At 71.2% G+C, this 24,641-nt stretch carries 23 protein-coding genes and 1 tRNA gene; 16 read left to right on the top strand and 8 right to left on the bottom strand.

Annotated features, from left to right (window positions below):
* Positions 1–144 precede the first annotated feature (144 nt).
* From OG898_RS33260 to OG898_RS33250, 3 genes are all read left to right on the top strand, one after another.
* A complete protein-coding gene (locus OG898_RS33260) occupies positions 145–501 on the top strand; it encodes a hypothetical protein (RefSeq protein WP_266962005.1) in 357 nt (118 codons plus the stop codon).
* Positions 502–549: 48 nt separating this feature from the next.
* The gene (locus OG898_RS33255; protein WP_250741929.1) at positions 550–1,512 is read left to right on the top strand and encodes a universal stress protein; all 963 of its coding nucleotides are present in this window, start codon (positions 550–552) and stop codon (positions 1,510–1,512) included.
* Between the two features lie 567 nt (positions 1,513–2,079).
* Positions 2,080–2,478: a hypothetical protein gene (locus OG898_RS33250; RefSeq protein WP_266962003.1), complete on the top strand. Its 399-nt coding sequence runs from the start codon at positions 2,080–2,082 to the stop codon at positions 2,476–2,478.
* Between the two features lie 329 nt (positions 2,479–2,807).
* Here the strand turns inward: OG898_RS33250 and OG898_RS33245 are convergent.
* Positions 2,808–2,880, bottom strand: a tRNA-Cys gene (locus tag OG898_RS33245).
* Between the two features lie 148 nt (positions 2,881–3,028).
* Positions 3,029–3,217: a hypothetical protein gene (locus tag OG898_RS33240; protein WP_250741927.1), complete on the bottom strand. Its 189-nt coding sequence runs from the start codon at positions 3,215–3,217 to the stop codon at positions 3,029–3,031.
* A 408-nt stretch (positions 3,218–3,625) separates the two neighbouring features.
* On the opposite strand from OG898_RS33240, the gene OG898_RS33235 reads away from it, so the two are divergent.
* From OG898_RS33235 to OG898_RS33220, 4 genes are all read left to right on the top strand, one after another.
* Positions 3,626–4,960, top strand: coding sequence for a sugar ABC transporter substrate-binding protein (locus OG898_RS33235; RefSeq protein ID WP_266962000.1), 1,335 nt, complete (start codon positions 3,626–3,628; stop codon positions 4,958–4,960).
* A 131-nt stretch (positions 4,961–5,091) separates the two neighbouring features.
* Positions 5,092–5,985 carry a carbohydrate ABC transporter permease gene (locus OG898_RS33230; protein WP_266962698.1) on the top strand — a complete coding sequence of 298 codons (894 nt, stop codon included), beginning with the start codon at positions 5,092–5,094 and terminating at the stop codon, positions 5,983–5,985.
* Positions 5,982–6,884, top strand: a complete 903-nt coding sequence (locus OG898_RS33225; protein WP_266961998.1) for a carbohydrate ABC transporter permease — start codon at positions 5,982–5,984, stop codon at positions 6,882–6,884. Before OG898_RS33230 ends, OG898_RS33225 begins: the two co-directional genes overlap by 4 nt.
* 101 nt (positions 6,885–6,985) lie before the next feature.
* Positions 6,986–10,009 (top strand): glycoside hydrolase family 38 C-terminal domain-containing protein, encoded by a 3,024-nt coding sequence (locus OG898_RS33220; protein ID WP_266961996.1) that lies wholly within the window; start codon positions 6,986–6,988, stop codon positions 10,007–10,009.
* A gap of 90 nt (positions 10,010–10,099) precedes the next feature.
* Here OG898_RS33220 and OG898_RS33215 read toward each other — a convergent pair whose 3' ends face one another.
* On the bottom strand, positions 10,100–10,813 hold the full coding sequence (locus OG898_RS33215) for an alpha/beta fold hydrolase (protein ID WP_266961994.1): 714 nt from the start codon (positions 10,811–10,813) through the stop codon (positions 10,100–10,102).
* A gap of 278 nt (positions 10,814–11,091) precedes the next feature.
* Here OG898_RS33215 and OG898_RS33210 point away from each other — a divergent pair, with 278 nt between their 5' ends.
* Both OG898_RS33210 and OG898_RS33205 read left to right on the top strand, forming a co-directional pair.
* Positions 11,092–13,116 (top strand): NADPH-dependent 2,4-dienoyl-CoA reductase, encoded by a 2,025-nt coding sequence (locus OG898_RS33210; protein ID WP_266961992.1) that lies wholly within the window; start codon positions 11,092–11,094, stop codon positions 13,114–13,116.
* Between the two features lie 64 nt (positions 13,117–13,180).
* Positions 13,181–13,591: a PaaI family thioesterase gene (locus tag OG898_RS33205; RefSeq protein WP_250741980.1), complete on the top strand. Its 411-nt coding sequence runs from the start codon at positions 13,181–13,183 to the stop codon at positions 13,589–13,591.
* 29 nt (positions 13,592–13,620) lie between these two features.
* On the opposite strand, the gene OG898_RS33200 is transcribed toward OG898_RS33205, so the two are convergent.
* Positions 13,621–14,847 carry an MFS transporter gene (locus OG898_RS33200; protein WP_266961990.1) on the bottom strand — a complete coding sequence of 409 codons (1,227 nt, stop codon included), beginning with the start codon at positions 14,845–14,847 and terminating at the stop codon, positions 13,621–13,623.
* A 5-nt stretch (positions 14,848–14,852) separates the two neighbouring features.
* Entirely contained in the window at positions 14,853–16,214 is a 1,362-nt protein-coding gene (locus OG898_RS33195) for an NAD(P)-binding domain-containing protein (RefSeq protein WP_266961988.1), read from the bottom strand.
* A 114-nt stretch (positions 16,215–16,328) separates the two neighbouring features.
* Between OG898_RS33195 and OG898_RS33190 the strand changes: the two genes are divergently transcribed.
* Both OG898_RS33190 and OG898_RS33185 read left to right on the top strand, forming a co-directional pair.
* Complete coding sequence (locus OG898_RS33190; RefSeq protein ID WP_266961986.1) at positions 16,329–16,691, top strand: helix-turn-helix transcriptional regulator; 363 nt, start codon at positions 16,329–16,331, stop codon at positions 16,689–16,691.
* The gene (locus tag OG898_RS33185; protein WP_266961984.1) at positions 16,688–17,182 is read left to right on the top strand and encodes a GNAT family N-acetyltransferase; all 495 of its coding nucleotides are present in this window, start codon (positions 16,688–16,690) and stop codon (positions 17,180–17,182) included. The genes OG898_RS33190 and OG898_RS33185 overlap by 4 nt, the downstream gene beginning before the upstream one ends.
* A 51-nt stretch (positions 17,183–17,233) precedes the next feature.
* Here the strand turns inward: OG898_RS33185 and OG898_RS33180 are convergent, their stop codons facing one another.
* Both OG898_RS33180 and OG898_RS33175 read right to left on the bottom strand, forming a co-directional pair.
* Complete coding sequence (locus tag OG898_RS33180; RefSeq protein ID WP_266961982.1) at positions 17,234–18,031, bottom strand: MIP/aquaporin family protein; 798 nt, start codon at positions 18,029–18,031, stop codon at positions 17,234–17,236.
* Positions 18,032–18,069: 38 nt separating this feature from the next.
* Complete coding sequence (locus OG898_RS33175; RefSeq protein ID WP_250741916.1) at positions 18,070–18,384, bottom strand: helix-turn-helix transcriptional regulator; 315 nt, start codon at positions 18,382–18,384, stop codon at positions 18,070–18,072.
* Between the two features lie 72 nt (positions 18,385–18,456).
* On the opposite strand from OG898_RS33175, the gene OG898_RS33170 reads away from it, so the two are divergent.
* Together OG898_RS33170 and trxA are read left to right on the top strand one after the other, a co-directional pair.
* Positions 18,457–18,870: an arsenate reductase ArsC gene (locus OG898_RS33170; protein ID WP_250741915.1), complete on the top strand. Its 414-nt coding sequence runs from the start codon at positions 18,457–18,459 to the stop codon at positions 18,868–18,870.
* Positions 18,871–18,894: 24 nt separating this feature from the next.
* The gene (gene trxA, locus OG898_RS33165) at positions 18,895–19,221 is read left to right on the top strand and encodes a thioredoxin (protein ID WP_250741914.1); all 327 of its coding nucleotides are present in this window, start codon (positions 18,895–18,897) and stop codon (positions 19,219–19,221) included.
* 76 nt (positions 19,222–19,297) lie between these two features.
* On the opposite strand, the gene OG898_RS33160 is transcribed toward trxA, so the two are convergent.
* On the bottom strand, positions 19,298–21,295 hold the full coding sequence (locus tag OG898_RS33160; protein ID WP_266961979.1) for a hypothetical protein: 1,998 nt from the start codon (positions 21,293–21,295) through the stop codon (positions 19,298–19,300).
* A 273-nt stretch (positions 21,296–21,568) separates the two neighbouring features.
* Between OG898_RS33160 and OG898_RS33155 the strand changes: the two genes are divergently transcribed.
* The 3 genes from OG898_RS33155 to OG898_RS33145 are packed head-to-tail and all read left to right on the top strand — an operon-like array spanning position 21,569 to position 24,641.
* The gene (locus tag OG898_RS33155) at positions 21,569–22,894 is read left to right on the top strand and encodes a sugar ABC transporter substrate-binding protein (RefSeq protein WP_266962695.1); all 1,326 of its coding nucleotides are present in this window, start codon (positions 21,569–21,571) and stop codon (positions 22,892–22,894) included.
* The gene (locus OG898_RS33150; protein WP_250741912.1) at positions 22,891–23,814 is read left to right on the top strand and encodes a carbohydrate ABC transporter permease; all 924 of its coding nucleotides are present in this window, start codon (positions 22,891–22,893) and stop codon (positions 23,812–23,814) included. The genes OG898_RS33155 and OG898_RS33150 overlap by 4 nt, the downstream gene beginning before the upstream one ends.
* Positions 23,811–24,641 (top strand): carbohydrate ABC transporter permease, encoded by an 831-nt coding sequence (locus OG898_RS33145; protein WP_250741911.1) that lies wholly within the window; start codon positions 23,811–23,813, stop codon positions 24,639–24,641. Before OG898_RS33150 ends, OG898_RS33145 begins: the two co-directional genes overlap by 4 nt.

The following is a 24,641-nucleotide window of genomic DNA, read 5'->3' as shown; positions in this document are numbered from 1 at the left end:
CACGCCGCACCCGGTCCGACCTCGAACGACGATCGTTGCGCGGACCCAAGACTTTGGAGAACAGCAGCGGCCGTCCGCGCTTGCGAGAGTCGAGATCACGGACGGAAGCCGTCCGACGGATGGCAGAGGAACGAGGAGCTCGACGTGGCGCGACGCAATGGATGTCTGATCGGCTGTGCGGTGGCCGGGGTACTGGGGATCGGACTGCTGGTGGCGCTGCTGTTCGGGGTGGGCAAGGTCATCGACGTGGCCGACAAGACCCTCGTCGACCACAAGGTGTACGAGGCCGTGAAGGTCGGCGACCCCGAGACCGAGGTCCGCGCCAAGCTGCCGTCCGGCGAAAGCTTCGTCACCTCGGCCCTCAAGGACGGCGGCCCCGCCGTGCCCGCCGGCACCCAGTGCTCCTGGTACCTGTCCGACTCCGGGAGCGGCGATACGGTGCTGCGCTTCTGCTACAAGGACGGCAAACTCGCCGAGAAGGCCGACTACCGCATGAAGTAGGGCCTTCGGTCCCTGCCCGCAGGGCCCGCTCCGCCGGAAGGTGGAGGCATGCAGACCGACTCGGCAGGTACCCTCCCCGCCAGGCCCGTCCTGGCCGCGGTGGACGGCTCGGAACACAGCCTGAGGACCCTGGACTGGGCCCTCGACACCGCCCGCACGCGTGGAGCGGCGCTCCACGTGGCACACGTACGGCCGGACTCCCCGCGGGGCCACGCCCCCGGGGAGTCGCTCGTACCGCCGCCCGACTGGGACACCGATCCGGTGCTGGGGGTGGTACGGGACCGGCTGGCGGGCCGGGAGGACCTGCCGCCCGTCACCTACGTGTCCCGCGACGGAACCCCCTCCGCCACCCTGACCGAACTCGCGGCGGGAGCGCAGCTCCTGGTCATGGGCTCGCGCGGACTCGGCGGCTTCGCCAGCCTCCTGCTCGGCTCCAACAGCCGGGTGTGCGCGGCCCAGGCGCCCTGCCCGGTCGTGGTCGTCCCGCACAGCGCGCGGCTCGTCACCCAGGAGCCCGGAGCGGGGACCCCGGGCGGCGAACGCCGAGTCGTCCTGGGCCTGGCACCCGGCGAAACCTCCGAGGACGTCGTCGACTTCGCCTTCGCGGAGGCCCGCCGCCGGGGCGCGGTGCTCCAGGCCGTCTCCACGCACCTGGTCCCGCTGTCCTCGCTCACCCTGGTCGGCTCCCTCGTCGCGGAACGCGGCGGCGGCTACCCGCCGGGCGCGGTCGGCGCCGAGGCCACCGAAGCGGCCCGGGAACTCGCCGAGGACCAGCGCACCCGGCTCCAGCCGTACCTGACCAGGCACTACCCCGACGTCACCGTCGAAGCGGTGGTCACCCCGGGCGACCCGGCCGGCCGCCTGGTCACCGCCTCCCAGCAGGCCGACCTCATCGTGGTGGGCCGCCACCGCCGCCGCCTGCGCGCCAACTCCCTCCTGATGGGCTCGGTGTCCAACGCGGTACTCCTGCACGCCCTGTGCCCGGTGGCGGTGGTTCCCGTACGCGGCTAGGCCCCAGGCAACTCGCAAGCGCCACGGGTGTCCGCGATCAGGGGTGCGAGCCCGGCGGCCCTGGCGGCCGGCAGACGGGCGGTCTCGGAGTCGATCCAGTCGAGGACGGCCGCGCGCCGCTCGGCGTTGCACTGCGACAGGTGGAACGGCAGGTGCCGCCAGGCGCGGGCCGTCCGCTTCGCGGTGGCTCCCCGTCGGCGCGCCTCGGTGAACGCGTCCCGGGCGAGGGCGTCCCAGCCGGTGCTCGGAACGACGCCGAACTCCCCGATCAGCGGGGCGAGATTGCCCGAGGTGAGGAGTCCCGTGCAGCAGCTCCGCGCTCACGCGCGCGGCGGGGAGCACGCTCGCGGTCACGGTCCGGGTGTAGGTGTCGGCGTAGGGCTCCAGGGCGAAGGACGCGCAGAGCCCGGCCCGGCCGGCGAGCGCGGCCAGCCCCGCAAGGAACCGGGGCGTCGGGTCGGCAGCGGGGAAGGATTCCAGGCCGAAGGCGGCGAGCCGGCGCAGCGCGGCGCGCGCGGAGTCCCGTACCTCCGGTGCGGCCGACCGTTCATCGGGGGTGTACGGGCCGTGGCCCGGGGCGAGTTCCGCGGCGAGGAGCGATCCCGCCAGGCCGGCCAGGTCCTCCGCCGAGGTGGCGACGCCCCGTTGGACGAGCACGGCCGCGGGGGCGCGCAGGGCGGTGGCGACCAGGGCGCGCACGGATGCGGGCACCGGGGTCCCGACGGGCAGACCGGTCTCCCGGGCTTCCTCGGCGGTGACCGGGGCGACGGGCGCGTCCACGTCGGAGAGCCCGGAATCCTGGTCGAGGCGGGCCAGGCGACGGCTCACCAGCGCGGCCAGTTCGTGGTGCGCGGGCCGCGCCGCCCGGCGGGCCTGATCCTGGCGCAGCCGGGTGTGCGCGGCGGAACCGGGAGCCCAGTGCCGGGCCACCATCGACGCCGTGGCGCGGCTGACCAACCCGGCTGAACGGGAAGAAAGTTCGCGGCCCGAGACGCGCTCCAGCAAGGCCCGGCGCAGGACCGCCGCGGGGGACCGCGGGTCGCGGTGCCGGCCGGTCAGGGGGTGCGCCGCCGTGAGCGCCTCGTACCGCTTGAGCAGGGCCGCGCCCTCCGAGAGGGCGGCGTCCGCGCCGCGCAGCCAGTACGCGAGGAGCTCGTCCTCGAAGGGGCGCCACACGGTCATGGCCTCGCGCTCGGCGGCGAGGGCGGGCTTCGGGCGTCGCCGGGCGAGCAGCCGTGCCACCTCGCCGGCCGTTCGGACCTGCGTCGCGTACGGGATCGTGTTCTCGGTCATCGTCGGCGTGGCAGGTCCTGCCCCTGCGCCCTCCGGCTGTGCAGGCCGGTGCTCTGGCTGCTGAGCTACACGCCGTGGCAGTGAACGTACCCCGGCCGGGGGCGTCGACGCCACGGGGTTGCCGGAGCGTCCGCAGCAACGGCTCCCGCACGGGGGAGCCCCGACCGGCGCCATAGCCCGCTCCGGGGCCCTCGGGACCCTCGGGTCCGTCGGGTCGCTCGGATCAATCGGGAAGGCGGGCGCCCGTGGTGGGGTGGACGAGGTGGAGGGAGTCCTCGCGCGGGATGACGCGGAGGGTCTTGCCGCGCAGGCCCTCCTCGCGGCCGTACGTCCGTACGGTCAGCGGCTGGGTCTCGCCGTCGCCCAGGTCGAGGTTGCCGTACGCGAAGCCGTCCGAGCCGAGTTCCTCCACCGAGTGATCCGTGTGGGCGGGGTCGGCAGGAGTGAGTGGCGGAGTGCAGGGCTTTACTGCGGCATGCGGGTATGAGATGTGCTGGGTAAACCGCATTAGTGCAAGTTTTGGTTCACCGGCGATAAGAAGTCAAACTCCGGCGTACGGGCGGGGGGATGGTGGGGTCGGATGGGGGCGCTATTGAATCGATATCACGCCAACGGTAATGAGGGCTAAAGCGCATCAGTGCAGGTCGGAGTGATGGTGATGGAGTGACTTTCGGACTGTGTATCCCTTCTCTGTCGTAATTCGGGACGTACGGGTACCTGTCCTTCTGGGCTTTGGTCATATTGACGGAATCTTGATTTCGGGTGAGTTTGGGCCCAGTGATCCGGCGACGAGGCCGGAACTCCCCTGAAGGCGGCGACGATGACCCGTAAGAACGTGACCCGTATAGCCCTCACCACGCTCGTGGCCGGCACCTTCTTCTTGACCTCCGCGTGTGGAATGAGCGGTGGCGCCGGGGAGGTGAAGGAGGGGGAGAGGACCGGCAAGGTGGCCGGTCGGATCACGTTCCGCACGCTTCAGCTGAAGCCCATGTTCACGGCGTACGTCCAGGGGGTCATCGACGCGTTCGAGAAGCAGTATCCGGACGCGAAGGTCAAGTGGGAGGACGTGCCGGGCGACGGCTACAACGAGAAGATCGTCGCTGATGCCCAGGCCGGCGCCCTCCCCGACGTCGTCAACCTCTCGACCGACTCCTTCCAGCTCCTCGGCGACCGCGGCATGCTGGCCGACGTGGCCAAGCTCGACCCCGAGGTGGCCAAGGACTACGTCCCCGGCGCCTGGGAGCAGTTCAAGCTGCCCGGCAAGGGGGACAGCGTGTTCGCGTACCCCTGGTACGTGACCCCGGAGATCCTCACGTACAACAAGGACCTCTTCGAGAAGGCCGGTCTCGACCCGGCCAAGCCGCCGACCAGCGTCGAGCAGTTCTTCGACTACGCCGAGCAGATCGCCGCCACGTCCGGGGGCAAGTACTCCGCCTTCATGGCCGATCCCAAGGGCCGGCTGCCCGGGGACTGGCAGAAGATGGGCATCCCGATCCTGAACGGGAAGCAGGACCGGTTCACCTTCGACACCGACAAGGCCGTCGCGTGGGTCGAGCGGATGAAGGACCTGTACGCCAAGGGCGCCATGCCCAAGGAGTCCCTGCTCAAGCAGGACGACATCAACCAGCTCTACGGCGGCGGCAAGATCGTGTTCGGCCCCGGCTCCCCGGGCTTCGTCAAGGACATCAAGCAGAACGCCCCGCAGATCTACGCGAACACGCAGGTGGCCAACGCCGTCACCGGGCAGCTCGGCCACATCGGCATCTACGCCCAGTCGCTCGGCATCAAGAAGGACACCCGGCACATGGACGCGGCGACCGAGTTCGCCAAGTGGCTCACCAACGGCCCCAACCAGGTGCAGTTCTCGAAGCAGGCCACCATCTACCCCTCCAACGCCATCGGCCTAGCCGATCCCTTCTTCGCCGACAGGGGCGACGGCAAGGACGCGGAGACGGTGGCCCGCGCCGTCGGCGCCGAACAGCTCAAGACCGCGGGACTCGACGCCAACACCCCCGTCCAGTGGACCAACCAGGTCGGCGACGCGGTCGTGCGCGAGATGCAGAAGGCCATCAAGGGCGAGCAGGACGCCAAGACGGCGGTGAAGAAGGCGCAGGAGGAGGCGAACAAGCTGCTCGCCAAGACGGCGCAGCAGTGACGGCGGCAGCGGCGCCAGCGGAGAAAGGAGAGGGGGACGCCATGAGCCCGTCCTCGGGCCCTGAACTGCGGGAGAAGAGCAGGGCCAACCAGGTCAAGCAGGCTAAGCGGGTCAAGAAGGCCAAGAAGGCCATGGAAGCCGAGACCGGGCTGCGCCACCGCTCGTGGTGGACCCCGTACCTCTTCCTCGCCCCGGGCCTGATCATGGTGACGATGTTCAGCCTCTGGCCGTTCGTCAACACCGTGATCCTCTCCTTCACCGACGCGCAGATCCTGCGCGGCGGCGGGTTCGTCGGCTTCGACAACTACACCCGCGCCTTCGCCGATACCGACTTCTGGGTCGCCACCGGCAACAGCGTGCTGTACCTCGTGGTCGTCGTCCCGTGCCTGGTGTTCCTGCCGCTGGCCCTCGCCGTCCTCGTGCAGACGAAGGTCCCCGGCATCGGCTTCTTCCGCTCGGCCTTCTACACCCCGGTGATCGCCTCGGCGGTGGTCGTCGGCCTCATCTGGCAGTGGGTGCTGCGCAGCGACGGTCTGGTCAACACGCTGTTCCAGAAGCTGAGCATCATCTCCGAGCCGATCCCGTTCCTGACCGACAGCACCATGCTGCTGGTCTCCGCGATGATCGTGACCGTGTGGAAGGGCCTCGGCTACTACATGGTCTTCTACCTCGCGGCCCTCGGAAACGTCTCCACCTCGCTCTACGAGGCCGCCGCGCTCGACGGTGCGGGCCCCGTCCGCCGCTTCTTCAGCATCACCGTCCCCCAGGTGAAGCCGATGATGCTGCTGGTCGGCACCCTCTCCGCGATCTCCGCGCTCCGCGTCTTCACCGAGATCTACATCCTGGGCGGCGAGAGCGGCGGTCCCGGCGGCGGCGCCCGTACCCTGCCCTTCCTCATCCGGCAGGTCGGCCTCGGATTCTCCGGCGAGACCGGCTACGCGGCCGCCATCTCCATCCTGTTGTTCCTCCTGACGCTGGTCTTCAGCCTGCTGGGCCGCCGTCTCTCGAAGGGAGACGAAAGTTGAGTGCCCTCGCATCCCTCGCATCCCGCGCATCCCGCGGATCCCGGGAAAACAAGGCGGGCAAGCCCGTCGGGGCCGACGCGCGGCGCTACCGGCTCGGCCTCGCCGGCCGGTACGCCACGCTCCTGCTGATGCTCGTCATCATGCTCGGGCCGATCGTCTGGCAGTTCCTGACCTCGATCCGCGGCCGCACCGAGAACGTCTACGACGGGGTGCTGCCCTCGCAGCCCACCCTCGACAACTACGTCCGGGTAGCGGAGTCGTTCCCGCTGTTCCAGTACGTCGGCAACACCCTGACCGTGGCGGTCCTCGCCATCACCTCGAACATGCTCTTCGCGGCCATGGGCGGCTACGCGCTCTCCCGGGCCGCCTGGAAGGGCCGCAAGATCGTCTTCACCGTGCTGGTGGCGACGCTGATGTTCCCCTTCGAGTCCGTGATGATCTCGATGTTCCTCACGGTCCGCGAGATGGGCCTGGTCGACACCCTCATCGGTGTCTGGCTGCCCGGCGCGGTCTCCGTCCTCAACATCATGATCATGCGATCGGCCTTCCTCGCCGTCCCCAAGGAGGTCGAGGAGGCCGCGGTCCTGGACGGCGCGAACGAGTGGACCCGCTTCACCCGGGTCTTCCTCCCCGCCGCCAAGGGAGCCCTGGCCGTCGTCTGCATCACCAGCTTCATGGGCGCCTGGGACGACTTCCTCTGGCCCCTGCTGGTGCTGACCAACAGCGACAACTACACCCTCCAGCTCGGCCTGAAGACCCTGGCCGGCGCCACCACCGTCAGCGACCAGCGCATCATCGCCGCCGGTGCGATGGCCGCGCTGATCCCGATGATGCTGCTCTTCTTCGCCCTCCAGCGCTTCTTCTTCAAGGGCGTTGGCGAGGGAGCCGTCAAGACCTGACCGACCACCGGGCCACTGGGCCACCACACCACCGCACCACCGGCCCCCGCCCCCCGACCGACCGCAGGATCGCAGTCCGCCCCCACCCTGGAGCAGCCGTCATGCACGACGACCGCAGCATCACCGAACACCGCCTCCGCCGCGTCCTCAAGGAGCGCATCAAGCCCGCCGTCCACTCCCGCTCGGTCCCGCTGACCGTGGAGCGCTGGGAGGCCCCCGGCGAGCCCGTCCCCGTCGCCGAGGGCCTGGCGGCCTCCTACGAACCCTGCGCCATCGGCGACCTGTGGGGCCCGGCCTGGGGCACCACCTGGTTCAAGGTCACCGGCACCGTCCCCGCCGACTGGGCCGGCCGCACGGTGGAAGCCGTACTCGACCTCGGCTTCGACCGGATGATGCCCGGCTTCCAGTGCGAGGGCCTGGTCCACCGCGCCGACGGCGGGGAGGTCAAGGCGATCAACCCGTACAACGACTGGGTGCGCGTCGCCGACCGCGCGGACGGCGGCGAGCGCATCGAGTGGTACGTCGAAGGCGCCTCCAACCCGATCCTCGTCGACCACTCGGTCACCTACGAGGGCGACAAGCAGACCAGCGGCGACCAGCCCCTCTACCGGCTCGCCCGGATGGACCTCGCCGTCTTCGAGACCGAGGTCTGGGAACTCGTACAGGACCTCGAAGTCCTCCACGACCTCATGACGCAGCTCGACGAGCGCGATGCCCGGCGGTACGAGATCCTGCGCGCCATCGATTCCGCCCTCGACGCGGTGGACCTCTGCGACGTCCCCGGCACCGCGGCCGACGCCCGCGCCCGGCTCGTCGTCGTCCTGGCCGCCCCCGCCAGTGCCTCCGCGCACCGGATCAGCGCGATCGGGCACGCCCACATCGACTCGGCGTGGCTGTGGCCGCTGCGCGAGACCGTGCGCAAGGTCTCGCGGACCACGTCCAACATGCTGGGTCTGATGGAGGAGCACCCCGAGTTCGTCTTCGCCATGTCCCAGGCGCAGCAGCTCGACTGGATCAAGACCTACCGGCCTGAGCTCTTCGAGCGGGTCAAGAAGAAGATCGCCGACGGGCAGTTCGTGCCGGTCGGCGGCATGTGGGTCGAGTCCGACACCAACATGGTCGGCGGCGAGGCCATGGCCCGCCAGTTCCTCTACGGCAAGAAGTTCTTCATGGACGAGTTCGGCATCGAGACGAAGAACGTCTGGCTGCCCGATTCCTTCGGCTACACCGCCGCCATGCCGCAGATCGTCAAGCTCTCCGGCTCCCAGTGGTTCCTGACGCAGAAGATCTCCTGGTCCCAGGTCAACAAGTTCCCCCACCACACCTTCTGGTGGGAGGGCATCGACGGCACCCGCGTCTTCACGCACTTCCCGCCCGTCGACACCTACAACTCCGACCTCGGCGGCGCCCAGCTGGCGCACGCCGCCCGCAACTACCAGGAGAAGGGCCGGGGTTCGCGCTCACTGGCCCCCTTCGGCTGGGGGGACGGCGGCGGCGGCCCGACCCGGGAGCAGCTCGGCCGCGCCAAGCGCCAGCGGGACCTCGAAGGTTCCCCGCGCGTGGAGATCGAGCGCCCCGACGCGTTCTTCGAGAAGGCGCACGCCGAGTACGAGGACGCGCCCGTCTGGGCCGGCGAGCTCTACCTGGAGCTGCACCGCGGCACCTACACCTCGCAGGCCAAGACCAAGCAGGGCAACCGGCACAGCGAATCACTGCTGCGCGAGGCCGAGTTGTGGGCGTCCACGGCCGCCGTGAAGGTCCCCGGGTACGCGTACCCGTACGAGGACCTGGAACGGATCTGGAAGACCGTGCTGCTCCACCAGTTCCACGACATCCTCCCCGGCTCCTCCATCGCCTGGGTGCACCGCGAGGCCCGCGCGACGTACGCCGCGGTGCGGGAGGAGCTGACGGCCGTCACGGTGGCCGCGCAGACGGCCCTCGCCGGAGAGGGCGAGGAGGAGCTGGTCTTCAACTGCGCCCCGCACGCCCGGCGCGGCGTCCCGGCGGGCGGCGCGGGCCGGCCGGTGGCCGCCGAGCAGCCCGTCACGGTGGAGGAGCGCCACGGCGGCGGCCACGTCCTCGCCAACGGGCGGCTCCTCGTGGAGATCGACGGCCGCGGGCTGATCGTGTCCGCGTACGACCTGGAGGCCGGGCGGGAAGCGGTCGCACCGGGGGCCGCCGCGAACCTGCTCCAGATCCACCCCGACTTCCCCAACATGTGGGACGCGTGGGACATCGACGCGTTCTACCGCAACAAGGTCACCGACCTGGTGGACGTGGACGCGCTGGAGGTCGCGCAGGCGGGGCCGTCCTCGGTCACGGTACGGGTGACCCGGTCCTTCGGCCTGTCCTCGGTCGCCCAGTCGGTGACCCTCCGGGCCGGGGCCAAGACGGTGGACATCGTCACGGACGTGGACTGGCACGAGACGGAGAAGTTCCTCAAGGCGGCCTTCCCGCTGGACGTCAAAGCCGAACGCTCCGCCTCCGAAACGCAGTTCGGCCACGTCTACCGGGCCACCCACACCAACACCTCCTGGGAGGCCGCGAAGTTCGAGATCTGCGCGCACCGCTGGATCCACGCGGAGGAGCCGGGCTGGGGGGTCGCGGTCCTCAACGACTCCACGTACGGCCACGACGTGACCCGCGACATGCGGCCCGACGGCGGCCAGACCACCACTGTCCGCCTCTCCCTCCTGCGGGCCCCGCGCTACCCCGACCCGGAGACCGACCAGGGCGCGCACACCCTGCGCTTCTCGCTCGCTCCGGGCGCGGCCGTCGGCGACGCGGTCCGCGAGGGCCACGCCCTGAACCTGCCGGAGCGCGTGCTCCGCGGCGCGGGGCCGGTCGCCCCGCTCGTCGCGGTCGACTCGGACGCGGTGGTCGTCGAGTCGGTGAAACTCGCCGAGGACCGCAGCGGCGACGTGATCGTCCGCCTCTACGAATCCCGGGGCGGCCGCGCGCACGCCACCCTGGCGGCGGGCTTCCCCCTGTCGGCGGCGATCGAGAGCGACCTCCTGGAACGCCCCCTGGAGGGCGCGGCCGTCTCCGCCCCCGCCCCGGACGGCACGATCCCCCTCACCCTGCGCCCGTTCCAGATCGTCACGGTCCGCCTCCGCCGGGCCTGACCGGCGATCCGGCTCGCCCGAGGGGTGCCCCGAGGACGGGGTGCCCCGCGGCCCGGGCCACCGGTGCCGGCTGGGTGATCGGGGCCGGGATCATTCCGCGAGGAAGGCCGAGACGGCCGCCGTGAACTCCCCGGGCGCCGCCGCGTGGATCAAGTGGCCGTACGGGAGGGTGATCAGGCGGGCGTCCGGAATGCGGCGGACCACCTCGTCGAAGGCGGCGGGCGCCAGGTGGCTGGTGGGGCCGCCGTACACGACCAGGGTGGGGGCCGTGATCCGCGCCAGGTCCGCGAGCCAGGCCGGGTCGGGGCGGTCGAGCTGGGGCCGGACCGCGAGCACCATCGCCCAGTCGAAGTCGATTTCGCCCTCGGGACGTTCCGGGGCCACGGACTCGCGGGGGAGCGGTGCGGGCGCGTCCTCAAGGACGAGGCGGCCGAACCGGTGCGGCTGCGCGGCTGCCGCCAGGTACGCGACGACGCCCCCCATCGAATGCCCCACGAGGTCCACCCGGTCCAGTCCGAGGGCGTCCAGGAAGGCCAGCACGTCGTCCCGCATGAGCGGCAGCGAATACGCGCAGGGCCGCGCGCTGGCTCCGTGGCCGCGCAGATCCAGCGCGAACACCCGCCGCTCCCGGGCGAGTTCGTCCCGTACGGCCGCCCAGTCGGCGGCGGTCTTGCCCAGCGCGGGGAGCAGGAGCACCGGCTGCCCGGCCGGCGGGCCGGTGACCTCGTAGGCGAGGCGCACCCCGCCGTTCACCGTCACGGTGTGCTGCTCGGTCGGCCGGGTGGCAGCGGGCTCGCGCGTCATCCGCCAGAGGCTACAGGGCCGGCTCGCGCTCGGGCCGGTCCGGAGTGCGGGGGCGCGCCGCGGCGTACGGGGGCGAGGAATGCGGGCATCCCCCCCGTCCTTGGCGATCACCCGGGCCGTGAACTGCGCCACAGGCCGCCTCGGCGCGGGGTCCCGGGCCCCGGGAATCCCCGGAGCTCCGGGTCGTGGAGGTCCGCACTCGATTGTGCACCTAGTTGCATAATAAGCGGCCGCTCAGCTAGAACAGGAGCATCACCCCCGCGCGAGGAGGCGCCTCCATGAGTTCCCAGAGCCGGTACCCGCACCTGCTGAGCCCCCTGGACCTCGGCTTCACCACCCTGCCGAACCGCGTGATCATGGGTTCCATGCACACCGGCCTCGAAGAGCACGAGCGGGGCTTCGAGCGCCTCGCCGCCTTCTACGCCGAGCGCGCCCGTGGCGGCGCCGGCCTGATCGTCACCGGCGGCATAGCCCCGAACGACGCCGGCCGCCCCTTCGAGGGAGGCGCCCGCCTCACCACCGAGGAGGAGGCCGCCGAGCACCGGGTGATCACCGACGCGGTGCACGCCGAGGGCGGGAAGATCGCGATGCAGATCCTCCACTTCGGCCGCTACGCCTACCACAAGGACCTGGTCGCCCCCAGCGCGATCCAGGCCCCCATCAGCCCCTTCGTCCCGAACGCGCTCACCGACGCCGAAGTCGAGCGCACCATCGAGGACTTCGTCCGCGCCGCCCGCCTCGCCAAGCTGGCCGGGTACGACGGCGTCGAGATCATGGGCTCCGAGGGCTACCTCGTCAACGAGTTCATCGCCGCGGCCACCAACAAGCGCACCGACCGCTGGGGCGGCGCCTACGAGAACCGCGTGCGCTTCCCGCTGGAGATCGTCCGGCGCACCCGCGCGGCCGTCGGCGAGGAATTCATCCTCGTCTACCGCCTCTCGATGCTCGACCTGATCCCCGGCGGCTCCACCCTCGACGAGGTCGTCCACCTCGCCAAGGAGGTCGAGGCGGCCGGCGCGACCATCATCAACACCGGCATCGGCTGGCACGAGGCCCGCATCCCCACCATCGCCACCTCCGTACCGCGCGGCGCCTACACCTGGGTCACCAAGCGGCTGATGGGCGCGGTCTCCGTCCCCCTCGTCACCAGCAACCGCATCAACACCCCGGAAATCGCGGAGGAGTTGCTCGCCGACGGCCGCGCCGACCTGGTCTCGCTGGCCCGCCCCTTCCTCGCCGACGCCGACTTCGTCGCCAAGGCCGCCGCGGGCCGCTCCGAGACCATCAACACCTGCATCGGCTGCAACCAGGCCTGCCTGGACCACACCTTCAGCGGCAAGCTCACCACCTGCCTGGTCAACCCGCGCGCCTGCAACGAGACGGAACTCATCCTGTCTCCGACCCAGTTGAAGAAGCGCGTCGCCGTCGTCGGAGCCGGCCCGGCCGGCCTGGCCTGCGCCGTCTCCGCCGCCGGCCGCGGCCACGCCGTCACCCTCTATGAAGCCTCCGGCCACATCGGCGGCCAGCTCGACATCGCCCGCCGCATCCCCGGCAAGGAGGAGTTCGAGGAGACCATCCGCTACTACGGCACCCAACTCGCCGAGCACGCGGTCGAGGTCAAGCTGAACACCCGCGCGGACGTCGAGACCCTGCGCGAATACGACGAGGTCGTCGTCGCCACCGGCGTCACCCCCCGCACCCCCGACATCGAGGGCGTCGACGGCCCCAACGTCGTCAGCTACCTCGACGTCCTGCGCGACGGCGCCCCCGTCGGGCAGCGCGTCGCCGTCCTCGGCGCCGGCGGAATCGGCTTCGACGTCGCCGAGTTCCTCACCGACAGCGGCGAAGGAGCCTCCCAGGACCCCGAGGTCTACTTCCGCCACTGGGGCGTGGACACCGCCTACACCGGCCCCGGCGGCCTCACCGCCCCCGAGCGCCCCGCCCCGCCGCGCCAGGTGCACCTGCTCCAGCGCAAGACCACCAAGGTCGGCTCCGGGCTCGGCACCACCACCGGCTGGATCCACCGGGCGGAGCTCAAGCACCGCGGTGTCGTCTCCGTCGCGGGGGCCGCGTACGACCGGATCGACGGCGAGGGCCTGCACATCACGGTGGAGGGCGAGCAGCGCCTCGTACCCGCCGACACGGTGGTCCTGTGCACCGGCCAGGAACCGCGCCGCGACCTGTACGAGGCCCTGCGCGCGGCCGGCATCGAGGCGCACCTGATCGGCGGCGCCGACGTGGCCGCGGAACTGGACGCCAAGCGGGCCATCCGCCAGGGCACGGAACTGGCCGCCACCCTCTGAGGACCGGCTGACGCACGGGGAGTTGTGGCGGCCCGGCCGGGGCCGCCACAATCACCCGGTGACGATGCTGACACCGGCTGACGCGAACAAGATCCTCCACGACAACTTCGCCCCCTGGGTGCTCGCCCTCGGGCTCACCGTCCAGGAGACCGGCGACCGGCACGCCGTCCTGCGGCTGCCCTGGTCCGACGCCCTGGCCCGGGACGGCGGGGGCCTCAGCGGCCAGGCCCTGATGGCCGCCGCGGACACCGCCACCGTGATCGCGATCTCCGCCGCGCGCGGGGCCTACGGTCCGATGACCACCGTCCAGCAGTCCACCAGCTTCCAGCGGCCGGTGGTCGGCGCCGACGTGCTGATCGACGTACGGATCACCAAACTCGGCAAGCGGATGGCCTTCGCCGACATCACCCTGACCCCCGACGGCGCCGAGGAACCGGCCGCGAAGGCCTCGACGGTCTACGCCCTGCTGGGATGACGGGCCGGCCGTAGGGTCCGCGATCCCGGCTATCCGCCGTTGCCTGCTCCCTGCGCCTTCATCGGGCACATGACCGCGAGAATCGTCGCGATGAAGGACAGGGCGGCCAGGGCTGCGAAGAGGTGCCCGTATCCACCGAGCGGCCCGGCCAGAGCGGCGCCTGCCCAGGGGGCGAGGGCTGCGGCGATGTGCGCGGGGGCGCCCAGCAGGCCGGAGAGGCGGCCGTAGTGGGTGGTGCCCCAGCGGTCGGTCACCGCGGTGGCCTGGAGGAGGGTGAGGTTGCCGCGGACGATCCCCGCCAGGACCGCGAGGACGACGAGCAGCGGCATCGGGCCCGGGATGAGGGCGAGGGCGGCCGTGGTGGCGCCGCCGAGGGCGATGAGGGTGGCCGTGCGGGTCGTGACGGACGTGCGGGCCGACAGGCTCGCGTACAGGGTGCGGCCGAGGGTCTGTCCTGCCCCGCCGAGTCCCAGTGCCCAGGCGGCTGTCGACGCGTCGGCGCCGCGCTCGGTGAGGAGCGGGATGAGACCCATGACCACGGCGTACATCGCGAAGCTGGAGAGGGTGAAGGCGGAGGCCAGCAGGAGGAAGGGGCGGCTTCGGGGGATCGGGGTGCGGTCCGTCCTGGGCGGCTGGGGTGGGGCGGCGGGCCACGGGGCGCGCAGGGCCAGGGCGTGTGCGGGGATGGTGACGGCGGCGAGGATCACGGCGAGCACCGTGTACGTCTGCCGCCAGCCGAGGTGTTCGGCCAGGACGGCGGTCAGTGGGGCGAAGACGGTGGAGGCCAGTCCGCCGGCGAGGGTGACGATGGTCAGGGCGCGGATGCGGTCGGGGCCCCACCAGCGGGTGAGGGCGGCGAAGGCGGGCGGGTAGAAGGTGGCCGCCATCGCGATGCCGGCCAGGATCCAGCCCAGGAAGAAGACGGGGAGGCTGGGGGCCGCCGCGATCAGCAGGAGTGCGAGCACGCCGATGACCGACCCGGCGGTCATGACCGCGCGTGGGCCGCGTCGGTCGAGGATGCGGCCGACCGGGATTCCCGCCACGCCGGAGACGAGAAGGGCCAGGGAGAACGCGCCCGTTGCCGCGTTGGCGGACCAGCCGGTGTCGGCCGTCAGGCGTGACAGGAGGACGGGGAACGCGTAGTAGATGATCCCCCAGCTGGTGATCTGGGTGGCGCAGAGGGCGGGCAGGGCGGCGCGCGGCCGCGCCCGGAGCCCCGCCCCGGTCGCGGCCGCGTCGGCCTGGGTGCGTTGCACCGTGGTCAGCAGCTGCCGGAGGAGACCGGGGCGCCGATGGTCAGGGTGGCCGGGGCCGCGCAGCAGCCTCCACCGGTCTCCTCTGCGGCTTCGGGCTCGTCGAAGAGGCCGGCTCCGCCGCAGACGCCGGTCTCGGGGAGGGTGAGCTCGACGCGTGCGGCGGCATCGTGGTCGCCGGCGAGGGCGGCGGCGATGGAGCGGACCTGCTCGTAGCCGGTCATGGCGAGGAAGGTGGGGGCGCGTCCGTAGGACTTCATGCCGGCGAGGTAGAGGTCCTTCTCCGGGTGCGAAAGCTCCACCGCACCGTGCGGGTAGACGGTGCCGCACGAGTGCTGGTTCGGGTCGATCAGCGGGGCGAGTTCGGTCGGGGCCTGCAGGCGCTCGTCGAGGCCGAGGCGCAGCTCGTTCACGAAGGAGAGGTCGGGGCGGAAGCCGGTGAGGACGATGACCTCGTCGACCGGGTCCAGGCGGCGGCCGTCCTCGCCGACGAGGACCAGGCGGCCGTCGGTGTCGCGTTCGAAGGAATCCGTGCGGAACCCGGTGACCGCGTCCGCGTACCCGCCGTCGACGGCGGCCTTGGCGGCGAGGCCGAGGGCGCCGCGGGCGGGGAGCTGGTCGGCTGCGCCGCCGCCGAAGGTGGAGCCGCTGATGCCGCGCCGCAGGATCCAGGTCGCGTGCGTCCCGGCGCCGTCCTGCGCCTTGGCGAGGTCGGCGAGGTAGGCGAGGGCGGTGAAGGCGGAGGCGCCGGAGCCGATGACGGCGGTGCGCTTGCCGGCGTAACGGGCGCGGAGGGCCGGGTCCTTGAGGTCGGGGACGCGGTAGGAGATGCGGTCGGAGGCGGCGCGCTCGCCGAGGGCGTGCAGGCCGGCGGCACCGGCCGGGCTGGGGGTGGACCAGGTGCCGGAGGCGTCGATGACGGCGCGGGCGAAGATGCGGGCCTCGGTGCCGTCGGCCGCGGTGGTGTGGATGACGAAGGGCTGGGCCTCGCGGTCGGCGTCGACGATGCGGTCGCGGCCGGCGCGGGAGACTCCGGTGACGGTCGCGTCGTAGCGGACGCGCTCGCCGAGGGCGTCGGCAAGGGGCTGGAGGTAGCGCTCGGCCCAGTCGCCGCCGGAGGGGTAGGCGGCACCGTCCGGCTTGACCCAGCCGGTGGGGGCGAGGAGCTTCTCGGCGGCGGGATCGACGACCTCGGACCAGGTGGAGAAGAGCCGTACGTGCGACCAGTCGCGCACGGCGGACGCGGCGGCCGGCCCGGCCTCCAGCACCAGCGGCTCGATGTCCCGCTCGATCAGGCGGGCCGCCGCGGCGAGTCCGATCGGACCGGCGCCGATCACGACGACGGGCAGGGTCTCGGTTGATGCGGTCACGGCAGACTCCCCGGTTGTTTTGACGTTTGTCGATGTCTTGACGCCTCTAGAGTGACCCCTGGATCGACGTTCGTCAACATAGACATCCGTCGAATTTCCATTGATGATGGGGGCATGACTACGAAGGTGTTGCCGCTGCTGGAGCCGGAGGCCGTCGCGGCCTGCTGCCCGCCCCTGTCCGAGCGCCCGCTGACGGCCGAGGAGGCCGAGCGGACCGCGGTGATGTTCAAGGCCCTCGGCGATCCGGTGCGCCTGCGGCTCTTCTCGGCCGTCGCCTCGCACGAGGGCGGCGAGGCGTGCGTGTGCGACATCTCCGACGTGGGCGTCTCCCAGCCGACGGTCTCCCACCACCTGAAGAAGCTGAAGGACGCGGGCCTGCTCTCCTCCGAGCGGCGCGGCACCTGGGTCTACTACCGCGTGGAGCCCGCCGTCCTCGCCGCCATGGGCGCCCTGCTCACCCGGGCGGCCGCGGCATGAGCTTCCGTATCGAGCCGCTGACCCGGGCGTACGCGGACGAGGTCCTGGCGATCTACCGGGCCGGGATCGCCGAGGGCAACGCCACCTTCGAGACCGAGGCCCCCGCCTGGGAGGCCTTCGACGCGGCGAGGCTGCCCGAGCACCGCTTCGCCGCGGTCGACCCGGACGGGAAGCTGCTCGGCTGGGTCGCCGCGTCCAAGGTCTCGGACCGATGCGCGTACGCCGGCGTGGTCGAGCACTCCGTCTACGTCCACCCCGCCGCCCGGGGCCGCGGAGTCGCCCGCGCCCTGCTGGACGCCCTGATCGCCTCGACCGAGGCGGCGGGCATCTGGACGATCCAGTGCGGGATCTTCCCCGAGAACACGGCGAGTCTGGCCCTGCACCAGCGGGCCGGCTTCCGGGTCATCGGCACCCGCGCGCGCATCGGCCGCCACCACGGCGTGTGGCGCGACGTCGTCCTGCTGGAGCGCCGCAGCCCGACGATCAGCTGAGCGCGCGTCCCGACCGGCCGCCGCCGATCACCACCGCACCCGTGGAGCGCGTCATGCCTCGGGCGCTCCGGCGGTCGCCGTCTTGCCGCGCATGAAGATGACCGCCACCAGGGCCAGGCCCACCACCGCGCCCACCAGCTGCACGCCGACGAACGCCGGGACCGAGGCGGGGGCGATGCCCGCGAAGGTGTCGGTGAAGGCGCGGCCGATGGTGACGGCCGGGTTGGCGAAGGAGGTGGAGGAGGTGAACCAGTAGGCGGCGCCGATGTACGAGGCGACGGCTACGGGCGCGAAGCGCAAGCGGTCGGTGCGGGCCAGTCCGAAGATCAGCAGGATCAGGCCGGCGGTGGCGACGACCTCGCCGAGCAGGAGGTTCCCGGCGGAGCGGTCGTGGGTCGCCCACTTCACGAGCGGCTCTCCGAACATCGCGTCGGCCAGGATCGCGCCCGCGACGGCACCGGCGATCTGCGCGGGCAGGTACACGGCCAGCTCACGGGCGGTGACACCACCGCCGGTGCGGCGGGTGGCCCACCACTCGGCGAGGCTGACCACCGGGTTGAAGTGGGCCCCGGAGACCGGGCCGAGGAGGGCGATCAGGACACCGAGGCCGAAGACCGTGGCGGTGGAGTTGGCCAGCAGCTGCAGGGCGACGTCCTGGGTCAGCTTCGTCGCCTGGATCCCGGACCCGACGACGACCGCGACGAGCGCGGCCGTTCCGACGAGTTCGGCCGCGGCGCGGGCCACCAGGGGACTGGCGGGCGGATTCGCGCCGGGTGCGGGCCGGGGCGCGTCGGCGGGTATCGCGGTGACCGCTGCGGGGGCGGTGCCGACGGGCTCGGTGACGGACAACGGTTCTCCTCGGGCAGGTGAGGGGGAATCCAAGCGGGCTATGGGCAGGACCGCTTGATGTTCGCTTCGGACGTGGCGCGCGCGGTCTGCGCGAGGTCGGCGAGCTGACCGGCGATGGCCTCGATGACTTCCGGGCGGAGTCTGTAGTAGATGAAGCGGCCGCACGGTTCGGTCTCCACGACCCCGGCCTCTCTGAGCACCTTCAGGTGATTGGAGAGGTTGGTCTGCTTGGCGCCGGTCTCCTCCACGAGGTGTGTGGTGCACAGCGTCTCGCGGGAGAGCAGGGTCACGATCTGAAGCCTGAGGGGGTCTGCCAGGACTCGGATCAGATCAGTGTCGACTGACGTCATCATGTGCTGATACTGTCACATCAGTAGGGGCTGACACCAGCCTAAGCTGACTTCACCGGCTCCAAGGAAGAACAGATGTCCTCCGCGCCTGCCGCCTCCGTCCTGTTCGTCTGCATCCACAACGCGGGCCGCTCCCAGATGGCGGCCGGGTTCCTGCGCCACCTCGCCGGCGACCGCGTCGAGGTCCGTTCCGCCGGCTCGGTCCCCGGAGACCGGATCAACCCCTCGGCCGTCGCCGCCATGGCCGAGCTGGGCATCGACATCTCCGACCAGAAGCCGAAGGTACTCACCCCCGAGGCCGCCCAGGCGTCCGACTACATCATCACCATGGGCTGCGGCGACGCCTGCCCGTACTTCCCCGGCAAGACCTACCTCGACTGGCAGCTCGAGGACCCGGCCGGCCAGGGCGTCGAGGCCGTACGCCCCATACGCGACGAGATCAAGGGCCTCATCGAGGGCCTGATAGCCGAGATCGACGCCAAGCGCTGACCGCACAGGAGAGGAGGCCGCACCATGGCCCTCAAGAACGTCACCGACAAAACCTTCCTCGAGGACGTCCTGCAGAGCGACAAGCCGGTGCTCGTCGACTTCTGGGCCGCCTGGTGCGGCCCCTGCCGCCAGCTCGCCCCGTCGCTGGAAGCCATCGCCGCGGAGCACGGCGGAAAAATCAAGATCGTCAAGCTGAACATCGACGAGAACCCGGAGACGGCCGCCGCCTACGGGGTCATGTCCATCCCGACGATGAACGTCTTCGTCGGCGGACGGGTGGCCAAGACCATCGTCGGAGCCAAGCCCAAGGCCGCCCTCCAGCGCGAGCTGCGCGAGTTCATCTCCCGCTGACGCGGCTCGCGGCTGAAGGGCGGGGAGCGGACGGCGCCGGCTTCCCGGCGCGTCGGCGGGCTCCCGGGAGCCGGGGTCAGCCCGTCTGGACGGTGATCGTCCGGCCCGGGGTGACGGTCGGGGTCGCGTAGGTGTACGTCACTCCGTCCACGACCTTGGTGCGTGCCGGCTGGGGCACTCCGTCGACCGTGAGGGTGGCGAAGGTGCCGGGGAAGCGGGCCTCCCAGGTGTAGGGGGAGGTGCCCGAAGCGTGCGTGAGGGTGGACTTCGTCGTCCCGTCGTGGCGGAGGGAGAACGTCGAGTCGCCGATCCTCAGGTCGTCGATCCGCAGCCAGTCCATGCCCGAGGGCAGCCGGGACCGGGTGCTCAGGGCGTGTGAGGGTGCGTCAGGGGTGACGCCCAGCAGGCCTTCGACGGTCTGGCCGAGCAGGGTGAAGGAGACCTCGGGGTAGTCCCCGTTGGTGCCCTGCTTGGTGTTCACGTGCTGGACGTCCTTGTGGTCGTAGACGTCCTTCATCCACTTCCAGCCCGTGTCGTTCCGGTTGTTCCGGAAGAACGTGTCCGGCAGGTAGGTGAGGGCCTCGATGTTGGAGGGCCGGCCCGGACCCGAGGCCTGCTGGTCGATGAAGTCAAGGTAGGCCTCCCGGCGGGGGCCGGGGTCGATGATCTGCTTCATCGGCATGAACCAGCTGTTCTCCTTGCCCCAGCCGGTCAGGGCGCGCCCGTCCGTGGTGTAGCCGCGCACCATGGCCGAGCCCGAACCGGAGCCGATCCAGGTGGAGTTGAAGTACGCCCTCAGGTCCCGGGCCTTGGTCTCGTACCGGTCGGCGAGGGCGCCGTCGCCCTTGGAGCGGGCGAGCGAGGCCATCGCCAGGTAGGCCTGGTACTGGGAGCCGATCGCGTCGCCGGCCTCGGCGAGGGGCTCGCCGCTCTGCTCGTTGTAGCTGGCGGTGCCCTGGAAGATGCCCTGGCCCGTGCCTTCCGCCACCTGCACCGCGCCGTTGTCCTTGAGCCCGTCGTGCAGGGTGACGAACTCGTCGGTGGCGTGGCGGTAGAACTCCCACAGGGCCGGATCGTCGAGGTAGGCGCGGTCCCCGCTCCAGCGGTACGCCTCCTCGGACTTCTGCACCAGCTCGAAGGTGGCGGGCACCTCGCGGACGAAGTTCACCGGGCTCTTGTAGTCGATCGAGAGGTACGTCGAGGTGTCGAAGTTGAAGGCCCACGCCGGGTAGTACTTGTGCGCGGGGGTGGCGGACGCGGCGAACGAGCGGAGCATCGACTTGTTCTCGGCGTGCAGGGCGAGGACTCCCGCGCCGGACAGCTGGTGGGCCATGTCGCGCGAGTAGTAGCCGCTGCGGTTGGCGTACCCGGCCCAGTAGGAGGCGGCGTAGGTACCGGTGCCGCTGCCGCCCGTGCGGTTCTCGTCCACGTTGAGCGGGCCCTTCGTGCCCGGCAGGTGGACCCAGCTGTTGGCCTTGCGCTTGGACCAGTCGAACATCTCGACGATCTTCGGGTCGGACGAGCTGATCCGCGGGTCCGCGGGGGAGGTCGGGGAGAGCATCACGTCGTCGGCGTTGACCCAGCCGTCCCCCGACTCGAAGGCGATCTCCAGCCTGTCCCCGGGGGCGAGGGCGATCCGACTGAGCGTGTAGCGCCGGTAGTTCGACGCGCTCGGCAGGGTGAGCGTGGCGGCGACCGCGCCGTTGACGCGGGCGGTGTAGCGGCCGTTCGGCCCGCCCGTCGCGATCCAGGCGGATATGTCGTACGTCCCCCGGCCCGTGGCCGTCACGGTCTGGGACACCTTCATCCCGGACCCGGCGTCGAGGTAGGCGAGCCGGGCCGCGCCGTGCGGGTAGTTCGTGGCGACTCCGGTCCCGGAGGTGAACTGCCATCCCGTACGGCCCTGTTCGAAGCCCGGGTTGGCGACGGTGAGCGGCGCGGGCGCGGGCGCGGACGCCGGCGTCGGCGCGGGTGCGGCCTGCGCGACCGCCGCGGCCCGGCCGCCGAGGGCGAGCGGGGTCAACGGGAGGAGCAGGGCGAGGGCGGACAGGAGCGACACACGGGAACGCGTCATCGGGTTCTCCCTGACGAGGGTGGGGCGGGGCGGGGGTGGCCGTGCGGTGGGGCGGGCCGGCCTGCACGGAGCAGGGCGGGCGGCACGCTAGCAATCCCGTCGGAAGATTTGCAATGACCTTGTCAAAATTCTCTGCGCGATCGGACTGAAAGATTTCATCGAACTCTTGCAAGTCGCGAGTCGGCCTGGTTACAGTCCTGGCCAGTCGGCTTCCGCAACGGTGCGAGCAGGGGTGGGTCAGGTATGGAACTGGAACGTCGGAGAGTGCTGCAGATGGGTGGCGCGATCGCCGCGGGGGCCGGACTCGCCGGCCTGACCGCCTGTTCCGGAACGGGCGACACGGGTCAGGGCGGGACCGCGGGAGCCGCGGGGGAGCAGGACAAGGGCAGGATCACGGTCTGGTCCTGGCAGGGTCCCGCCGCCGAAATGAAGGCCCTCGTGCCGGAGTTCAACAAGAAGTACCCCGGGATCGAGGTGACGGTCGAGGACATCGGCAACCCGGCGATCTGGGACAAGATCACCACCGGGCTCGCCGCCGGCGGCCAGGGCCTTGCCGACGTCCTGCACATCGGCGTCGACTACCTGCCGGGCTACGTGGAGAAGTTCCCCGGCGGCCTCGCCGACCTCGGCCCGCTCGGCGCGAACGCCTACCGCGACGCCTTCGCACAAGGCATGTGGCAGACCGTGTCCCCCGACGGCAAGCGCGTCAACGCCCTCCCCTGGGAAGCGAATTCGGCGGGCTTCTACTACCGGGCCGACCTCTTCGAGAAGGCCGGAGTCGATGCCGGAGCCCTCCAGACCTGGGAGGAGACCATCGAAGCCGGAAAGCAGATCAAGGCGAAGACCGGCGCCCACCTGCTGGGCATCGACAAGCCCGCCTCACAGGCCGACGCCGCCAACTTCTTCCAGATGCTGCTCCAGCTCCAGGGCTCCTTCTACTTCAGCCTCGCCGGGGACATCACGCTCGACTCCCCGGAAGCCGTGAAGGCCATGACCCTCATCAAGACGATGAACGACGCCGGCCTGGTCAGCGACCTCGCCGGCGGCTGGAACGCGCTGATGAGCTCCCTGAAGCAGGGGACCGCGGCCGTCCTGCCCATGCCCACCTGGTTCGGCGGCATCATCCAGGAGCAGGTGCCCGAGGAGGCCGGGAAGTGGAAGGTGCGGCTTCCCCCGGCCGTCCGCCGGGGCGGCTCGACGGCGGCCACGGTCAACTCCACCCACCTCGCCGTGGCGGGCGCCAGCAAGCACCAGGCCGCGGCCTGGTCCTTCATCGAGTTCGTCCTCACCCGCCCGGCCTCCCAGGTGCAGATCTACAAGGGCAAGGGCATCGCCCCCGCCCTGATGAAGGCGTACGACGACGCGGTCTTCCACGAGCCGTCCCCCTTCTTCGGCGGCCAGAAGAAGGGCGAGGTCTTCCTGGAGGCCCTGAAGGCACCCTCGTCCGCCTTCAACTACACCGCCGACTACGCCCGCGCCCTCAAGCTCGTCACCGACGCCCAGTCCAAGGTGCTGCTGGGCGGCGCCGACCCGGCGAAGGTGCTCAAGGAGGCCGCCGACCAGCTCGCCCAGCAGACCGGACGCAAGGTCTCCCGATGACCGTCACGCTCACCGGCAGCGAGACCCGGGCCGTCCCCTCCCAGGGGGCGGCCCCGCGCACCCGGCCCCGCCGGCGCGTGGCCCCGTACCTCTTCGTCCTGCCCGCGCTGCTCCTCTTCGCCGCCTTCAAGCTCTACCCCATAGGCCGGTCCTTCGTGATCAGCCTGCACAAGACCGTCGGCGGGACCGAGCGGTTCGTCGGCGCCGACAACTACACGCGGCTGATGGGTGATCCGCTGTTCTGGACCGCCCTGAAGAACACCGCGGTGATCCTCGCCGTCCAGGTCCCGGTCATGCTGGCCCTCGCCACCGGACTCGCCGTGGCCCTCGACTCCACGCTGCTGCGCGGCCGCACGGTCTTCCGGCTGGGCTTCTTCCTGCCCATGGTCACCGGGCTGGTCGCCTACGGGATCATCTTCTCCGTCCTCCTCAACAAGGACTACGGGCTGGTCAACTGGCTCACGGGCCTCGCCGGCCTGGACCCCGTGCCGTGGCTGACCGACCCCCTGTGGGCGAAGGTCTCCCTCGGCCTGGCGCTGACCTGGCACTACACCGGATACAACGCGGTGATCCTGCTCGCCCGCCTGCAGTCCGTACCCGCCGAGCTGTACGACGCGGCGTCCGTCGACGGGGCCGGCGCCTGGACCTCCTTCCGCCACGTCACCCTGCCGGGCCTGCGCCCCGCCCTGCTGCTCACCACGGTGCTGTCCACCATCGGCACCCTGCAGATCTTCGACGAGCCGTACGTGCTCACCGGCGGCGGCCCGGACAACGCCACCCTGACCATCGGCGTGTACCTCTACCAGAACGCCTTCAAATACTTCGACTTCGGCTACGCCTCCGCCATCGCCTACGCCCTCGCCGTCCTCATCGGCATCCTCGGCGTGATCCAGTTCCGCTTCCTGGGGGAGAAGTCATGACCGCCGCCCGTCACCGCGGCAGGAGCATCCTGCTCACCTCCGGACTCGCCATCGCGCTGGCCGCCGTCCTGATCCCCTTCTACTGGCTCGTGGTCGCCGCCACGCACAGCTCCGGGGAGATCTTCGACAGCCCGCCGCCACTGCTGCCCGGCGGCCATCTGGCGGAGAACCTCCAGACCCTCCAGGACACCGCGCAGTTCGGCCGGGTGCTCCTCAACTCCCTGCTCATCGCATCGATCTACACCCTGTGCGCGGGCGCCGTCTGCACACTGGCCGGCTACGGCTTCGCCAAGTACCGCTTCCGCGGCCGCGAACCGCTGTTCGGACTGCTCATGCTCGGACTCGTGGTCCCCGCCCAGGTCACCCTCGTACCGCTGTTCCAGCTGATGGCCGAACTGCGCTGGCTGGGCACCTACCAGGCCGTGATCATGCCCAACCTGGCCCTGCCCTTCGGCATCTTCCTGATGCGCCAGTCGATGGCCGCGCTCCCCGACGAGCTCCTCGACTCGGGGCGCATGGACGGCTGCGGCGAACTGCGGCTGTTCTGGAAGGTGGTGCTCCCGCCCATGAAACCGGCGCTGGCCGCCCTGGCGATCTTCCTCTTCCTGTACCAGTGGAACGACTTCGTCTGGCCGCTGATCGTGCTGCGCGACAGCGCCACGTTCACCGTCCCCGTGGCCCTCGCCTCCCTCCAGGGCCTCGACGAGACCGACTACGGAGCGATCCTCGCCGGAACCGCGGCCGCCGCGATCCCGATGGCCCTCGTATTCCTCGCGCTCCAGCGCCAGTTCGTGTCCGGCCTGCTCGCCGGCGCCGTGAAGGAGTGA

The organism is Streptomyces sp. NBC_00193, from assembly GCF_026342735.1.
Lineage (GTDB): Bacteria > Actinomycetota > Actinomycetes > Streptomycetales > Streptomycetaceae > Streptomyces > Streptomyces stoeckheimensis.
The sequence above is the reverse complement of the archived record's forward strand: the minus strand, read 5'-3'. Positions and strand labels throughout refer to the sequence as shown.

Bases quoted from the DNA above. Each gene is read 5' to 3' on its own strand.
- OG898_RS33255 (WP_250741929.1), top strand. From the start codon at position 550: ATGCAGACCGACTCGGCAGGTACCCTCCCCGCCAGGCCCGTCCTGGCC.
- OG898_RS33235 (WP_266962000.1), top strand. From the start codon at position 3,626: ATGACCCGTAAGAACGTGACCCGTATAGCCCTCACCACGCTCGTGGCC.
- OG898_RS33230 (WP_266962698.1), top strand. From the start codon at position 5,092: ATGGAAGCCGAGACCGGGCTGCGCCACCGCTCGTGGTGGACCCCGTAC.
- OG898_RS33220 (WP_266961996.1), top strand. From the start codon at position 6,986: ATGCACGACGACCGCAGCATCACCGAACACCGCCTCCGCCGCGTCCTC.
- OG898_RS33215 (WP_266961994.1), bottom strand. From the start codon at position 10,813: ATGACGCGCGAGCCCGCTGCCACCCGGCCGACCGAGCAGCACACCGTG.
- OG898_RS33210 (WP_266961992.1), top strand. From the start codon at position 11,092: ATGAGTTCCCAGAGCCGGTACCCGCACCTGCTGAGCCCCCTGGACCTC.
- OG898_RS33205 (WP_250741980.1), top strand. From the start codon at position 13,181: ATGCTGACACCGGCTGACGCGAACAAGATCCTCCACGACAACTTCGCC.
- OG898_RS33190 (WP_266961986.1), top strand. From the start codon at position 16,329: ATGACTACGAAGGTGTTGCCGCTGCTGGAGCCGGAGGCCGTCGCGGCC.
- OG898_RS33185 (WP_266961984.1), top strand. From the start codon at position 16,688: ATGAGCTTCCGTATCGAGCCGCTGACCCGGGCGTACGCGGACGAGGTC.
- OG898_RS33175 (WP_250741916.1), bottom strand. From the start codon at position 18,384: ATGATGACGTCAGTCGACACTGATCTGATCCGAGTCCTGGCAGACCCC.
- OG898_RS33170 (WP_250741915.1), top strand. From the start codon at position 18,457: ATGTCCTCCGCGCCTGCCGCCTCCGTCCTGTTCGTCTGCATCCACAAC.
- trxA (WP_250741914.1), top strand. From the start codon at position 18,895: ATGGCCCTCAAGAACGTCACCGACAAAACCTTCCTCGAGGACGTCCTG.
- OG898_RS33160 (WP_266961979.1), bottom strand. From the start codon at position 21,295: ATGACGCGTTCCCGTGTGTCGCTCCTGTCCGCCCTCGCCCTGCTCCTC.
- OG898_RS33155 (WP_266962695.1), top strand. From the start codon at position 21,569: ATGGGTGGCGCGATCGCCGCGGGGGCCGGACTCGCCGGCCTGACCGCC.
- OG898_RS33150 (WP_250741912.1), top strand. From the start codon at position 22,891: ATGACCGTCACGCTCACCGGCAGCGAGACCCGGGCCGTCCCCTCCCAG.
- OG898_RS33145 (WP_250741911.1), top strand. From the start codon at position 23,811: ATGACCGCCGCCCGTCACCGCGGCAGGAGCATCCTGCTCACCTCCGGA.